General features: G+C 54.6%; 11 protein-coding genes and 1 pseudogene. 4 read left to right on the top strand and 8 right to left on the bottom strand.

Translation table 11 applies throughout. From position 1 onward, the window contains the following. Window positions 1-144: 144 nt before the first annotated feature. The 4 genes from fbaA to tkt form a co-directional block, all read right to left on the bottom strand. Complete coding sequence (gene fbaA / locus KGP22_RS18385; protein ID WP_008499731.1) at window positions 145-1,224, bottom strand: class II fructose-bisphosphate aldolase; 1,080 nt, start codon at window positions 1,222-1,224, stop codon at window positions 145-147. A gap of 92 nt (window positions 1,225-1,316) precedes the next feature. Further along, the gene (gene pgk / locus KGP22_RS18390; protein ID WP_023309116.1) at window positions 1,317-2,480 is read right to left on the bottom strand and encodes a phosphoglycerate kinase; all 1,164 of its coding nucleotides are present in this window, start codon (window positions 2,478-2,480) and stop codon (window positions 1,317-1,319) included. Between the two features lie 49 nt (window positions 2,481-2,529). Further along, complete coding sequence (epd, locus tag KGP22_RS18395) at window positions 2,530-3,549, bottom strand: erythrose-4-phosphate dehydrogenase (RefSeq protein ID WP_149367662.1); 1,020 nt, start codon at window positions 3,547-3,549, stop codon at window positions 2,530-2,532. Between the two features lie 325 nt (window positions 3,550-3,874). After that, window positions 3,875-5,866, bottom strand: coding sequence for a transketolase (tkt, locus tag KGP22_RS18400; RefSeq protein WP_111963218.1), 1,992 nt, complete (start codon window positions 5,864-5,866; stop codon window positions 3,875-3,877). Between the two features lie 272 nt (window positions 5,867-6,138). Here tkt and KGP22_RS18405 point away from each other — a divergent pair, with 272 nt between their 5' ends. Further along, entirely contained in the window at window positions 6,139-6,897 is a 759-nt protein-coding gene (locus tag KGP22_RS18405; protein WP_021242066.1) for a M48 family metallopeptidase, read from the top strand. A gap of 210 nt (window positions 6,898-7,107) precedes the next feature. Next, on the top strand, window positions 7,108-8,376 hold the full coding sequence (locus KGP22_RS18410) for an OprD family outer membrane porin (RefSeq protein ID WP_223580467.1): 1,269 nt from the start codon (window positions 7,108-7,110) through the stop codon (window positions 8,374-8,376). Between the two features lie 52 nt (window positions 8,377-8,428). On the opposite strand, the gene speB is transcribed toward KGP22_RS18410, so the two are convergent. The 4 genes and pseudogenes from speB to KGP22_RS24240 all read right to left on the bottom strand — a co-directional run. Further along, complete coding sequence (speB, locus tag KGP22_RS18415; protein WP_008499737.1) at window positions 8,429-9,349, bottom strand: agmatinase; 921 nt, start codon at window positions 9,347-9,349, stop codon at window positions 8,429-8,431. A 230-nt stretch (window positions 9,350-9,579) separates the two neighbouring features. Further along, complete coding sequence (gene speA, locus KGP22_RS18420; protein ID WP_008499744.1) at window positions 9,580-11,556, bottom strand: biosynthetic arginine decarboxylase; 1,977 nt, start codon at window positions 11,554-11,556, stop codon at window positions 9,580-9,582. Window positions 11,557-11,564: 8 nt separating this feature from the next. Then, window positions 11,565-11,696, bottom strand: a complete 132-nt coding sequence (gene yqgB / locus KGP22_RS18425; protein ID WP_127312443.1) for an acid stress response protein YqgB — start codon at window positions 11,694-11,696, stop codon at window positions 11,565-11,567. Window positions 11,697-11,790: 94 nt separating this feature from the next. Next, a pseudogene (locus KGP22_RS24240) lies at window positions 11,791-11,880 on the bottom strand (hypothetical protein); the annotation flags it as partial. Between the two features lie 479 nt (window positions 11,881-12,359). On the opposite strand from KGP22_RS24240, the gene metK reads away from it, so the two are divergent. Then, entirely contained in the window at window positions 12,360-13,514 is a 1,155-nt protein-coding gene (gene metK / locus KGP22_RS18435) for a methionine adenosyltransferase (RefSeq protein ID WP_014885184.1), read from the top strand. 346 nt (window positions 13,515-13,860) lie between these two features. Continuing rightward, window positions 13,861-15,258 (top strand): galactose/proton symporter, encoded by a 1,398-nt coding sequence (gene galP / locus KGP22_RS18440; protein ID WP_111963220.1) that lies wholly within the window; start codon window positions 13,861-13,863, stop codon window positions 15,256-15,258. The last annotated feature ends 22 nt before the right edge of the window (window positions 15,259-15,280 follow it).

Genomic DNA, 15,280 nt, shown 5'->3' on the forward strand with positions numbered 1-15,280 from the left:
CCATGGAGACAGGCAGGTTCGTAAAGGGTAAACAAAAAGTGCCGGGTTTGCCAAACAGATCACAAAAACAGGTCTGGCAGGGTATTGAAAAAGCATAAAAAAGGCCCGCATTTGCGGGCCTTCTGATGCTGTTAGCAGCTCAAATTACAGAACGTCGATCGCGTTCAGTTCTTTGAAAGCCTGCTCCAGACGGGTCACCATGGACGTCTGAGCAGCGCGCAGCCATACGCGTGGATCGTAGTATTTCTTGTTCGGCTGGTCTTCGCCTTTCGGGTTGCCCAGCTGGCCCTGCAGGTAAGCTTCGTTCGCTTTGTAGTACTGCAGGATACCGTCCCAGGTTGCCCACTGGGTATCGGTATCGATGTTCATTTTCACTACGCCGTAGCTTACGGAGTCTTTGATTTCCTGAGCAGAAGAACCGGAACCGCCGTGGAAGACGAAGTTCAGGCTGTTGTGCGGCAGGTTGTGTTTCTTAGACACGTATTCCTGAGAATCACGCAGGATGGTCGGGGTCAGAACCACGTTACCTGGTTTGTAAACGCCGTGTACGTTACCGAAGGACGCTGCGATGGTGAAGCGTGGGCTGATTTTGCTCAGCTCGGTGTAAGCGTAATCAACGTCTTCTGGCTGGGTGTACAGGGCAGAAGCGTCCATGTGGCTGTTGTCCACGCCGTCTTCTTCACCGCCGGTGCAGCCCAGTTCGATTTCCAGGGTCATGTCCATTTTGGCCATGCGCGCCAGGTACTTAGAGCAGATTTCAATGTTTTCGTGCAGTGACTCTTCAGACAGGTCGATCATGTGAGAAGAGAACAGTGGCTTACCGGTTGCCGCGAAGTGTTTTTCACCCGCGTCCAGCAGACCGTCGATCCACGGCAGCAGTTTCTTCGCGCAGTGGTCAGTGTGCAGGATAACTGGAACACCGTAGTGTTCAGCCATCTGGTGAACGTGGTGCGCACCAGAGATAGCGCCCAGGATTGCAGCACCCTGAGGAATGTCAGTTTTCACGCCTTTACCTGCGATGAACGCAGCGCCGCCGTTAGAGAACTGAACGATAACTGGAGCTTTAACTTTAGCTGCAGTTTCCAGTACGGCGTTGATGGAGTCGGTACCCACGCAGTTAACTGCTGGCAAAGCGAAGTTGTTTTCTTTAGCTACCTGGAACACTTTCTGTACGTCATCACCAGTGATAACGCCAGGTTTTACGAAATCAAAAATTTTAGACATGTTGCTTAGTCCTGTATCTTCGGCCGTTAGAAAAGGTGCGAGCTCTTAAAAGCGCGCTGAAAATTGGGCAGGTTTCCCTGCCCTTGAATGGCTTACTTCTTAGCGCGCTCTTCGAGCATTGCTACTGCTGGCAGTACTTTGCCTTCCACGAATTCCAGGAATGCACCGCCACCAGTGGAGATGTAGGAGATCTTGTCAGCGATACCGAACAGGTCGATTGCTGCCAGGGTGTCACCACCGCCTGCGATAGAGAACGCTTCGCTGTCTGCGATAGCGTTAGCAACGATTTCAGTACCTTTGCGGAAGTTCGGGAATTCGAACACGCCAACAGGACCGTTCCACAGGATAGTTTTTGCGTTTTTGAGGATTTCAGCCAATTTCTGTGCAGAAACGTCGCCCAGGTCCAGAATCTGCTCTTCATCTTTGATGTCGTTTACAGATTTCAGGGTCGCGGTTGCGGTTTCGGAGAACTCGGTCGCGACGCGAACGTCAGTTGGAACCGGGATATCGCAGGTGCCCAGCAGGCGTTTGGCTTCGTCAACCAGGTCTGCTTCGTACAGAGATTTGCCCACGTTGTGGCCCTGAGCGGCAACGAAGGTGTTCGCGATACCACCGCCAACGATCAGCTGGTCAGCGATTTTAGACAGGGAATCCAGAACGGTCAGTTTGGTAGAAACTTTAGAACCACCAACGATAGCCACCATCGGACGAGCTGGTTCTTTCAGTGCTTTACCCAGCGCTTCCAGTTCGTCAGCCAGCAGAGGACCGGCACACGCTACGTCTGCGAATTTACCGATACCGTGGGTTGACGCCTGTGCACGGTGAGCAGTACCGAAGGCATCCATCACGAATACGTCGCACAGTGCAGCGTATTTTTTGGACAGGGTTTCGTCGTCTTTCTTCTCGCCTTTGTTGAAGCGAACGTTTTCCAGAACAACCAGTTCACCGGCAGCCACTTCAACGCCGTCCAGGTAATCTTTCACCAGGCGAACCGGGTTGGACAGTTTGTCTTTCAGGTAATTAACCACTGGCAGCAGAGAGAACTCTTCGTTGTACTCGCCTTCAGTTGGACGCCCCAGGTGGGAGGTGACCATCACTTTCGCGCCCTGCTTCAGAGCCAGTTCGATGGTTGGCAGAGATGCACGGATACGCGCGTCGCTGGTCACTTTGCCATCTTTAACCGGTACGTTCAGATCGGCACGGATGAAAACGCGTTTACCAGCCAGATCCAGATCGGTCATCTTAATTACAGACATGGTGAATCCTCTCGTTGATTCTTAAAGTTTTGCAGACGCACGATGCGCCTTACCTGAAACCTTGAGCGGCCATTGCTAACGTGGTGTCGAGCATTCGGTTAGCAAAGCCCCATTCGTTATCACACCAGACCAGCGTCTTGATAAGGTGTGCCCCACTGACCCTCGTTTGCGTGCCATCGACGATGGCGCTGTGCGGGTCGTGGTTAAAATCTACTGAGACCAACGGTAATTCCGTATAGTCAACTATACCATGAAATGCCCCCTGTGCCGCTTTTTGCAGCAACAGGTTGACTTCACAGGCTTTTACAGGTTTTTTCACCGTCACGCTAAGGTCGATTGCAGTGACGTTAATCGTTGGAACACGCACGGCAATCGCTTCAAACCTGTCATTAAACTGCGGAAAAATTCGGGTGATCCCTGCCGCCAGTTTTGTATCCACCGGAATGATTGACTGGCTCGCCGCGCGAGTGCGTCGTAAATCCGGATGGTAGGCGTCGATAACCTGCTGATCGTGCATGGCGGAATGAATCGTGGTCACGGTGCCGGATTCAATGCCATACGCATCGTCTAACAGTTTGATGACCGGAATAATGCAGTTGGTGGTACAGGAGGCGTTGGAAACAATGCGGTGTTCGGCCAGCAGCTCATGCTGGTTGACGCCAAACACGACTGTCGCGTCGAGGTCATTACTGCCGGGATGAGAAAACAGGACTTTTTTCGCGCCTGCAGTCAGATGCGCTTCGCCGTGTTCGCGGTTGCCATAAACACCGGTACAGTCAAGCACGACATCCACACTCAGTTCACGCCAGGGTAGCCCGGAAATGCTGTTCTCATGCAGAACACGAATAGCGTCGTCACCCACAAAAAGCAGATCTCTTTCCTGGCGCACATCCCAGGCGAAACGTCCGTGGCTGGTGTCATACTTCAATAAATGCGCCATGCCCGCAGCATCCGCCAGTTCATTGATTGCCACCACGGTTATTTCCGCCCGACGTCCGGATTCATACAAAGCACGAACCACGTTACGCCCGATGCGACCGAAGCCATTAATCGCTACGCGTACGGTCATAGATCTCCTGCAAAGCAATCCCTGAGTTTGAGGTGGCTGAAAGAGTAATCCAGCTACGCCCGAAGGGGAATCCTTGCTGTCACAAACTGCGATTGATTGGTCAATTGTCGAACATTTAATCGACTGAAACGCTTCAGCAAGAATAAGCGAATCGGGGAATAAAAGGAATGTCTGTCCAGATGAATAAGCGAGCTATATGACTTGCGTCACATTTTAGGTGGAATAATGACGCAAAAAAAGCCGGGTGGCGCGCTAGCGCTTACCCGGCCTACTTTCGAGCCATTTGTAGACCCGGTAAGCGTAGCGCCACCGGGCAAAACGGCGATTACAGCAGTTCTTTCGCTTTCGCGACAACGTTCTCAACGGTGAAGCCGAACTCTTCGAACAGCTGCTCTGCCGGAGCAGACTCACCGAAGGTGGTCATACCGACGATGGCACCGTTCAGGCCCACGTATTTGAACCAGTAGTCAGCGATACCCGCTTCCACTGCCACACGTGCGGAAACCGCTTTAGGCAGAACGGATTCACGGTAAGCGGCATCCTGCTTGTCGAACGCATCGGTAGACGGCATGGAGACCACGCGCGCCTTCACGCCTTCGGCAGTCAGTTTTTCCCATGCGGCAACAGCCAGCTCAACTTCAGAACCGGTAGCGATGAAGATCAGCTCAGGCTGGCCCGCGCAATCTTTCAGCACGTAACCACCGCGAGCGATGTTCGCCAGCTGCTCAGGGGTACGCTCCTGCTGCGCCAGGTTCTGACGGGAGAGGATCAGCGCGGTTGGACCGTCCTTACGCTCAACGCCGTATTTCCACGCCACCGCGGATTCAACCTGGTCACATGGACGCCATGTGCTCATGTTCGGGGTCACGCGCAGGGAAGCCACCTGCTCTACCGGCTGGTGAGTTGGGCCGTCTTCGCCAAGACCGATGGAGTCGTGGGTGTAGACCATTACCTGACGCTGTTTCATCAGCGCCGCCATACGCACGGCGTTACGGGCATATTCAACAAACATCAGGAAGGTAGAGGTGTACGGCAGGAAACCGCCGTGCAGGGAGATACCGTTGGCAATCGCGGTCATACCGAATTCACGTACACCGTAATGGATGTAGTTACCGGCAGTATCTTCGTTGATTGGCTTAGAACCAGACCACAGAGTCAGGTTAGATGGCGCCAGGTCAGCGGAGCCACCCAGGAATTCTGGCAGCCATGGGCCGAACGCTTCAATCGCATTCTGAGACGCTTTACGGCTCGCGATTTTAGACGGGTTCGCCTGCAGCTTAGCGATAAACTCGTTCGCTTTCGCGTCGAAGTCAGACGGCATGTCACCTTTCATACGACGGGTGAATTCAGCCGCTTCCTGTGGGAAGGCTTTCGCGTAAGCAGCGAACTTCTCGTTCCAGGCCGCTTCTTTCGCCTGGCCTACTTCTTTTGCATCCCACTGAGCGTAAATCTCTGATGGGATTTCGAATGCAGGGTGTTTCCAGCCCAGCGCTTCGCGGGTCAGTGCGATTTCTGCATCGCCCAGCGGCGCGCCGTGGGAGTCGTGCGTACCCGCTTTGTTCGGTGAACCGAAGCCGATGATGGTTTTGCACATCAGCAGGGACGGTTTGTCCGTCACAGCGCGCGCTTCTTCCACTGCACGTTTAATCGAGTCAGCATCGTGACCATCAACGCCACGCACAACGTGCCAGCCGTAGGCTTCGAAACGTGCTGCGGTGTCGTCGGTGAACCAGCCTTCAACATGACCGTCGATGGAGATACCGTTGTCGTCATAGAACGCAACCAGTTTACCCAGCTTCAGGGTACCTGCCAGGGAGCACACTTCGTGAGAAATGCCTTCCATCATGCAGCCGTCACCCATGAACGCGTAGGTGAAGTGGTCAACGATGTCGTGACCAGGACGGTTGAACTGCGCCGCCAGGGTCTTCTCTGCAATCGCCATACCCACGGCGTTAGCAATACCCTGACCCAGCGGGCCGGTGGTGGTTTCTACGCCAGCGGTGTAGCCCACTTCCGGGTGACCTGGAGTTTTGGAATGCAGCTGACGGAAGTTTTTCAGCTCTTCAATTGGCAGATCGTAGCCGGTGAGGTGCAGCAGGCTATAGATCAGCATAGAGCCGTGGCCGTTGGACAGCACGAAGCGGTCGCGGTCAGCCCATGACGGGTTCTGCGGGTTGTGGTTCAGGAAATCACGCCACAGGACTTCGGCGATATCAGCCATACCCATAGGGGCCCCTGGGTGGCCGGATTTGGCTTTCTGAACTGCGTCCATGCTCAGCGCACGAATAGCATTAGCAAGCTCTTTACGTGAGGACATTTTAACTCCAGATCGGACTGTTAAAGGCCATGCCCTTGACGACAGCGCGTTTTGGGCTACGCCGGAAAAAAGTGCCAACAATGTAACCCAAGCGGCATGCCATGTACATGGACCATTCTTTTGCAGCTTAAGAAATCTCTGGATCATGCTCGCATGTTGCGCAATCTACTCGCCCGGCCCTGTAGATATTCCTTATACTTAGCCCGACACCGGCTTCGCTAACGGTGACCTTTTCGGATTTAATTCAGATTAACGAGTACGGAAGCAACCTCATGAAAATGCGTGCAATAGTGCTGGCCCTGGGTACAACGCTCCTGCTGAGCGGCTGTCAGAATATGGATTCTAACGGTCTGATGACGTCAGGGGCAGAGGCCTTTCAGGCCTATTCCCTGAGCGATGCGCAGGTGAAAGCGCTGAGCGACCAGGCCTGTAAAGATATGGACGGAAAAGCCACGCTTGCGCCGGCCAACAGTACCTACACGCAGCGTCTGAATAAGATTGCTTCCGCGCTGGGCGATAACATCAACGGCCAGCCGGTGAACTACAAGGTGTACATGGCGAAAGACGTCAACGCCTTCGCGATGGCGAACGGCTGTATCCGCGTCTACAGCGGACTGATGGACATGATGACCGACAATGAAGTGGAAGCGGTCATCGGCCATGAAATGGGCCACGTTGCCCTGGGCCACGTGAAGAAAGGGATGCAGGTTGCCCTGGGCACCAATGCCATCCGCGCAGCGGCGGCCTCTGCGGGCGGGATCGTTGGCAGCCTGTCACAGTCACAGCTTGGCGACGTGGGTGAAAAGCTGGTTAACTCTCAGTTCTCACAGCGTCAGGAGTCCGAGGCGGATGACTACTCCTACGATCTGTTGCGCAAACGCGGCATTAATCCATCAGGCTTAGCCACCAGCTTCGAAAAACTGGCCAAGCTGGAAGCGGGGCGCCAAAGCTCAATGTTTGACGATCACCCGGCCTCAGAAGAACGCGCGCAGCATATTCGCGACCGTATGGCCGCAGACGGAATTAAATAATTTCAGGAGGAGGCAGTTTTGCCTCCTTTTTATTTCGCATGAATTGTTAACTTAACAGCACGTATCGATAACACCCCTGAAAGCCCCGCCAAATCTGCCCTATGGCATTGAAATGTCTGGTCACATAATTATTGCAAAGGTCACTTTTTCCGGTAATTATCACCTCCGCAGTTATTCAAATTAATATATCCAGACAGAGACGTTCCCTCCGTGAAAAAAGAATTATCATTAGTTGCTTTAAGCTTATTTGCCGCATTACCTGCCGCTGCAAGCCAGCAATCCGACAGCCAGGGTTTTATTGACGACAGCCGTCTGGACCTGTTTTTCCGCAATGCGTATATCAGCCGCGACTACCATCAGGGCCAGCAGGACAAAGCCGAATGGGGTCAGGGGATCATCGCCACGTTTGCATCCGGCTATACCGAAGGGCTGGTGGGCTTTGGTGTGGACGGTATTGCTCAATACGGCGTGCGCCTGGACGGCGGTCGCGGTAAGAGCGGCGCAGGCGGCATCGACTTCTTTAAGCAGGAAGACGACGGCCGGGCAAAATCCGATCTGGCAAAGTTTGGCGCAACCGCCAAAATGCGCATCTCGAATACCGTACTGAGCTACGGGAATCAGCGTCCTGAATTGCCTATCGTCAATGCCGACAGCTCTCGCCTGCTGTTTGAAAGCTACACCGGCGCCATGCTGACCTCGAAAGAGATCGACGGCCTGGAAGTTAACGCCGGCTACTTCACCGACGAGCAGCGCAAAAGCGATGACCGCCACGACAGCGGGCTGAAGAGCCTCTCCTTCGGCGGCGCGAGCTACCAGTTTAACGACCAGTTCAGCGGCGCGCTTTACGCCTCTCATAATGAAGAGGTGATGAACAAGCAGTACCTGGGCCTGAACTTCAAGCAGCCGTTCAGCACCGGACAGCAGCTGGTGCTCGACTTCAACGGCTATAACTCCCGTCTCGACCAAGGTTACGCGGACAGCCTCGATACGGGCCGCAGCAACGCTATCTGGAGCCTGGCGGCGAGCTACATCTGGGATATTCACACGTTCAAAGTAGCGTACCAGCAGAGCAGCGGCAGTACCGGCTACAACTACGGCGGCTATCGTGACAAGGGCGGCGTGGGTGACGGCGGTAACACCATCTGGCTAGCGAACTCCTACTGGTCAGATTTTAACGGCGAAGATGAACGTTCATGGCAGGCTTCCTACGGTCTGGACTTTAGCGGCCTTGGCTTACCGGGCCTGAGCTGGACCACCGCCTACGTGCGTGGCGATAACATCAAAACCTCTGAAACCAGCAACGGCAAAGAGCACGAGTGGTTTAACCAGATCCAGTACCAGGTGCAGGATGGCCCGGCGAAGGATCTGAAACTGAAACTGCGCTATTCCGTGCTGCGCGTCTCCAGCAACGCCAGCGAGTACAACGTGGGCGGGGACGAGATCCGCGCTTACGTGGAATACCCGTTTAACGTGTTCTAAAGGCAATAAAAAACCTCTCAATAGAGAGGTTTTTTTTCACGCCAGGCGAGGCTTATTCGCCTTTTTTAGCAGCCTGAATGTAGAGCATTTCCAGTGCCAGGGTCGCTGCGGCCAGCGCAGTGATCTCGGACTGGTCATAGGCAGGCGCCACTTCCACCACGTCCATCCCGACAATGTTCAGATCCTTCAGGCCGCGCACCAGCTTGATGGCGCGGTCTGAGGTCAGGCCGCCGATAACCGGCGTACCGGTACCCGGTGCAAAAGCCGGATCCAGGCAGTCGATGTCGAAGGTCAGATACACGGGCATATCACCCACAATCTGCTTCACCTGAGCGAGGATGTCATCCACGCCGCGGTCGTTAACCTGGCCCGCATCCAGCACGGTGAAGCCGTTATCTTTGTCGAACTCGGTGCGAATACCGATCTGCACGGAGTGGTTCGGGTCGATCAGACCTTCGTTCGGCGCGGTAAAGAACATGGTGCCGTGGTCAAACTCACAGCCGTTCGCGTAGGTGTCGGTATGCGCATCAAAGTGTACCAGCGCCATTTTACCGAAGTGCTTCGCGTGGGCGCGCAGCAGCGGCAGGGTCACGAAGTGGTCGCCGCCGAAGGAGAGCATGCGCTTACCGGCAGCCAGCAGCTTCTCGGCGTGGGCCTGCAGCTTTTCGCTCATCTCACGCGCGTCGCCGAAGGCATACACCAGGTCACCGCAGTCCACCACGTTCAGGCGCTCGCGCATGTCGAAGTTCCACGGGAAGCGGTTGTGCTCCCAGGCCAGGTTAGTGGAAACCTGACGGATCGCCGCCGGGCCGTGACGACCACCCGCGCGGCCAGATGTCGCCATATCGAACGGCACGCCGGTGATCACCCAGTCAGCGTCGCTGTCGTACGGCTGGAAGTTCATCGGAAGGCGTAAAAAACCAAACGCGTTAGATACCAGAGAGTTATCGTACTGATGACCTAAAGTGCTCATGTCCTGACCTCTTTTAAAGTCGATACATTAAAAACAGATGAAAAAAAATCCCCTCCGCGTCGTTAAACCCGACGAGGAAGGGATTGATTCGTAAATCGCTTATTAGGGCGAATTATCGCCGGTAATGCATACGGGTTCAAGTGAGTATAGCATTCTGCCGGATGGCGGCTTCGCCTTATCCGGCCTACATTCGTAGGCCCGGTAAGCGCAGCGCCACCGGGCATCAGCGACTACTCGTCTTCCAGATACGTATATCCGTACAGACCCGCTTCAAACTCTTCCAGGAACTGCTGCTGGAGCGCGTCGTCCAGACCGGTGTTTTTCACCTGATCGCGGAACTGTGTCAGCAGGGTTTTCGGATCCAGCTGAACGTATTCCAGCATGTCCGCCACGGTGTCCCCTTCATCGGACAGCTCAACTTCCACGCTGCCGTCAGGGAACACGAACACGTCCACCGCTTCGGTATCACCGAACAGGTTATGCATGTTGCCGAGGATCTCCTGATACGCGCCGACCATAAAGAAGCCCAGCATCGGCGGGTTCTCCGGGTCGTATTCCGGCATTGGCATTGTCGTTGCGATACCGTCGCCGTCAACGTAGTGGTCGATAGCACCGTCGGAATCGCAGGTAATGTCCAGCAGCACCGCGCGACGTTCCGGGGCGTGGTTCAGCCCTTCCAGCGGCAGAACCGGGAACAGCTGATCGATACCCCAGGCATCCGGCATCGACTGGAACAGCGAGAAGTTGACGTAAATCTTATCCGCCATACGCTCCTGCAGCTCGTCGATAATCGGACGGTGCGCGCGGTTGCTCGGGTCGAGCTGCTTCTGCACTTCATGGCACATGTTCAGATAGAGCTGCTCGGCCCACGCGCGCTCCTGCAGGCTAAAGGTGCCTGAAGAGTAGCCGACGTGGATGTCGTGCAGGTCCATCTGGCTGTCGTGCAGCCATTCGCGCAGGGAACGACGCGTGCCCGGCTCGTGCATCTCCTGCCAGGTTTCCCACATGCTCTGCAGGGAACGCGGCGCATCGTCTGCCGGCGGCGTCGCTTCGGTGGTTTCGCTGCGCTCAACGCCGATGATGTTCGAGACCAGCACCGTATGGTGCGCGGTGACCGCGCGACCGGATTCGGTAATCACCGTCGGGTGCGGCAGGCCGTTCTCTTCACAGGCATCGCCGATCGCCCAGATGATGTTATTCGCGTATTCGTTCAGGCCGTAGTTCACGGAGCAGTCAGACTGCGAGCGGGTCCCTTCGTAGTCCACGCCCAGGCCGCCGCCCACGTCGAAGCACTGAATATTTACGCCAAGCTTATGCAGCTCAACGTAGAAACGCGCTGACTCACGCACGCCGGTCGCAATATCGCGAATGTTGGCCATCTGCGAGCCGAGGTGGAAGTGCAGCAGCTGAATGCTGTCCAGACGACCGCGCTCGCGCAGGATTTCCACCAGCTGCAGCACCTGGTTTGCCGCCAGGCCGAACTTGGATTTTTCGCCGCCGGAGGACTGCCATTTGCCGGAACCCTGCGACGCCAGACGCGCACGCACGCCAAGGCGTGGCACCACGTTCAAACGCTCGGCTTCTTCCAGCACGATGGCGATTTCGGTCATCTTTTCGATAACCAGATAGACCTTGTGGCCCATCTTCTCACCAATCAGCGCCAGACGAATGTATTCACGGTCTTTATAGCCGTTACAGACGATCACTGAACGGGTCATGCCCGCATGCGCCAGAACTGCCATCAGTTCCGCTTTGGAACCCGCTTCCAGACCCAGCGGCTCGCCGGAGTGGATCAGAGATTCAATTACGCGGCGGTGCTGGTTCACCTTGATCGGGTAAACCAGGAAGTAGTCACCTTTATAACCGTAGGATTCACGCGCGCGCTTAAACGCGGCGTTAATCGAACGCAGGCGATGTTGCAGGATCTGCGGGAAGCAGAACAGTGCAGGCAAACGCTGGCCCTGAGCTTCACGGGCTTTAACCAGCTTCGCGAGATCCACGCGCGCTTCAGGGACGTCCGGATCCGGGCAGACGCTGATGTGGCCCAGTTCGTTGACGTCGTAATAGTTATTGCCCCACCAGGCAATATTGTAAGTGCGCAGCATCTTGCTGGCTTCCTCGGAGCTCATCGCAACCTCCTGCATAGAACGTAGTACACCCTGTTCGCCCGCTGACGAAGGCGAAAAAGAAGACATGTCGTCAGACATAGCGAACCTCAACTTTTTGTATTAAGTGTAAAACAGTTGACTACTATCGCAGCGTTATACGGCGATAACAACCCATAAACGGCTCCGTTTCCCAGCAGAGTATGCTGAAATCCAGACCGTGCGACCGGTTTCTTATTCATATCATTGTAAAACACGTATCCGAACTCTGTATGACAAGGTTCGGCGAAACCACGAGAAAACTCTTGTATTAACAAGAGCGCCCTTGTTCAGTTTTCACAAAGCGTGACCGGCCCTGGAATCCTGAGAAGCGCCGAGATGGGTATAACATCGGCAGGTTTGCAGACTAAAAATGCGGGTTGCGGGAATCAAATGCGCGCCAGAACGGCTGCGCTGAATTAGCGGAAAACGATGGTTCATTATCTCGTATCACCTCCACGGCCGCTTCTGCTGAAACGGACCCCAAGCCAAAGCTAAAAGTTCACTGCTTAACCCGGCTGGAAGTGGCGACACGATGAGTTCATCGAGCGCTTATTTTATATGAGCCGCGCGCCGCGTTTTATACCGATAAGGGGGCTAAAAAGCAAAACAAAAATGCGCGTGTTGCCGGAGCCGTCAGGAATTATTGCCAGCAGCAATTTCAACTGAGTGAGAGGTTAGTCAAAAAAAACTGGAAATCGGGCGAAGAAGTGACCTAAAATAGCCATCCAGATGTTAATCCATCTATACTGATTAACACTCATACTGCCAGTGTCAAAAACCTGCAGGCCTTGGTAGAATTATCTCCTTTGGCTATTCCACACAGCAGCTTGAGCTAACCAAATTCCTCTTAGGTGAAATAAAACATGGCAAAACACCTGTTTACGTCCGAGTCCGTATCAGAAGGACATCCTGATAAAATTGCTGACCAAATCTCCGATGCGGTGCTGGATGCGATCCTGGCGCAGGATCCTAAAGCGCGCGTAGCGTGCGAAACCTATGTCAAAACCGGCATGGTTCTGGTTGGCGGTGAGATCACCACCAGCGCATGGGTTGATATCGAAGAGATCACCCGTAACACGGTGCGTGAGATCGGCTATGTGCATTCTGATATGGGTTTTGATGCCAACTCCTGCGCGGTACTGAGCGCAATTGGCAAACAGTCTCCGGATATCAACCAGGGCGTTGACCGTGCCGATCCGCTGGAACAGGGCGCGGGCGACCAGGGTCTGATGTTCGGCTATGCAACCAACGAAACCGACGTGCTGATGCCAGCACCGGTCACCTACGCACACCGTCTGGTGCAGCGTCAGGCTGAAGTACGTAAAAACGGCACCCTGCCGTGGCTGCGCCCGGATGCGAAAAGCCAGGTCACCTTCCAGTATGACGACGGCAAAATCGTCGGGATTGACGCGGTGGTTCTGTCTACTCAACACTCCGAAGAAATCGATCAGAAATCCCTGCAGGAAGCAGTGATGGAAGAGATCATCAAGCCGGTTCTGCCTACCGAATGGCTGAGCTCTGCGACCAAATTCTTCATCAACCCAACAGGACGCTTTGTTATCGGCGGCCCAATGGGTGACTGCGGTCTGACAGGTCGTAAAATCATCGTTGATACCTACGGCGGCATGGCGCGTCACGGTGGCGGTGCGTTCTCCGGTAAAGATCCGTCTAAAGTTGACCGTTCTGCGGCGTACGCGGCACGTTATGTGGCGAAAAACATCGTTGCTGCAGGCCTGGCTGACCGCTGTGAGATTCAGGTCTCCTACGCAATCGGCGTGGCTGAACCCACCTCCATCATGGTTGAAACCTTTGGTACCGAGAAAGTGCCTTCAGAACAGCTGACGCTGCTGGTGCGCGAGTTCTTCGACCTGCGTCCATACGGCCTGATTCAGATGCTGGATCTGCTGCACCCAATCTACAAAGAAACTGCTGCATACGGTCACTTTGGTCGTGAACATTTCCCATGGGAAAAAACCGACAAAGCCGCTCTGCTGCGTGAAGCTGCCGGTCTGAAGTAATCGACTGATATCGCTTTTAAAAGGCCAGCCTTCGGGCTGGCCTTTTTTTGTTGGGTGGCAATATTTGGAACCGATTACACCGCACCGGACATCCCCCGCTTTCAGAATATTCTCTTTGCACGATCGACTTTCTTCTGCTGTTACATTCCCTTTCAGTTAAGTCTGAAATGTGTCCTTTCGCGATGCATATCACCTCATTTACCTCTATATTTTCAAAGCTTTAATTTTATTTACGGTTGCAAAGCTGTGTAACCGATTACACCTATGTGATTAATCTCACATATTTTTGTGGGTCGCTCACCTACCCTTAACATCAATAAAACTGATAACCCAACTGGAGGGCATAATGCCTGACAATAAAAAACAGGGGCGTACGTCCAACAAGGCGATGACATTCTTCGTCTGTTTCCTCGCCGCCCTGGCAGGATTACTTTTTGGCCTGGATATCGGCGTGATTGCCGGTGCATTACCTTTCATTACAGAAGAGTTCCAGATCAGCGCTCACACCCAGGAGTGGGTGGTTAGCTCAATGATGTTTGGCGCGGCCGTCGGGGCCGTCGGCAGCGGCTGGCTCTCCTTTAAGCTCGGACGTAAAAAGAGCCTGATGATCGGCGCGATCCTGTTCGTTGCCGGCTCACTCTTCTCTGCCGCAGCGCCTAACGTTGAGGTCCTGCTGGTTTCCCGCGTGCTGCTTGGTCTGGCCGTGGGCGTGGCGTCCTACACCGCCCCGCTCTATCTGTCTGAAATTGCGCCGGAGAAAATCCGCGGCAGTATGATTTCGATGTACCAGCTGATGATCACCATTGGTATCCTCGGTGCATACCTTTCCGATACCGCGTTTAGCTACAGCGGCGCATGGCGCTGGATGCTCGGCGTGATCATCATCCCTGCAGTTCTGCTGTTGATTGGCGTCTTCTTCCTGCCGGACAGCCCTCGCTGGTTTGCTGCGAAACGTCGATTCCACGATGCCGAACGCGTGCTGATGCGCCTGCGCGATACCAGTGCGGAAGCGAAAAACGAGCTGGAAGAGATCCGCGAAAGCCTGAAGGTTAAACAGTCCGGCTGGGCGCTATTTAAAGAGAACAGCAACTTCCGCCGCGCGGTTTTCCTCGGCGTACTGCTGCAGGTCATGCAGCAGTTCACCGGAATGAACGTCATCATGTACTATGCGCCAAAAATCTTTGAACTGGCGGGTTACACCAACACCACCGAGCAGATGTGGGGGACCGTCATCGTGGGTCTGACCAACGTGCTGGCGACCTTTATCGCAATTGGTCTGGTGGACCGCTGGGGACGTAAGCCAACCCTGACGCTGGGCTTCCTGGTGATGGCAGCCGGTATGGGCGTCCTCGGTACCATGATGCATGTGGGCATTCACTCCCCAACCGCCCAGTACTTTGCGGTAGGCATGCTGCTGATGTTTATCGTCGGGTTTGCGATGAGCGCCGGTCCGCTGATCTGGGTGCTGTGCTCTGAGATCCAGCCGCTGAAAGGACGTGATTTTGGCATCACCTGCTCTACCGCAACCAACTGGATTGCCAACATGATCGTCGGCGCAACGTTCCTGACCATGCTCAATACCCTGGGCAACGCCAACACCTTCTGGGTCTACGCCGGTCTGAACATCTTCTTTATTGTGCTGACCATCTGGCTGGTTCCAGAAACCAAACATGTGTCCCTGGAGCATATTGAACGTAACCTGATGAAAGGTCGTCCTCTGCGCGAAATCGGCGCCCACGACTAATCCTCACTCGGGAGGTGCCTCT

It is taken from the genome of Enterobacter sp. JBIWA005 (assembly GCF_019968805.1).
Taxonomy (GTDB): domain Bacteria; phylum Pseudomonadota; class Gammaproteobacteria; order Enterobacterales; family Enterobacteriaceae; genus Enterobacter; species Enterobacter vonholyi.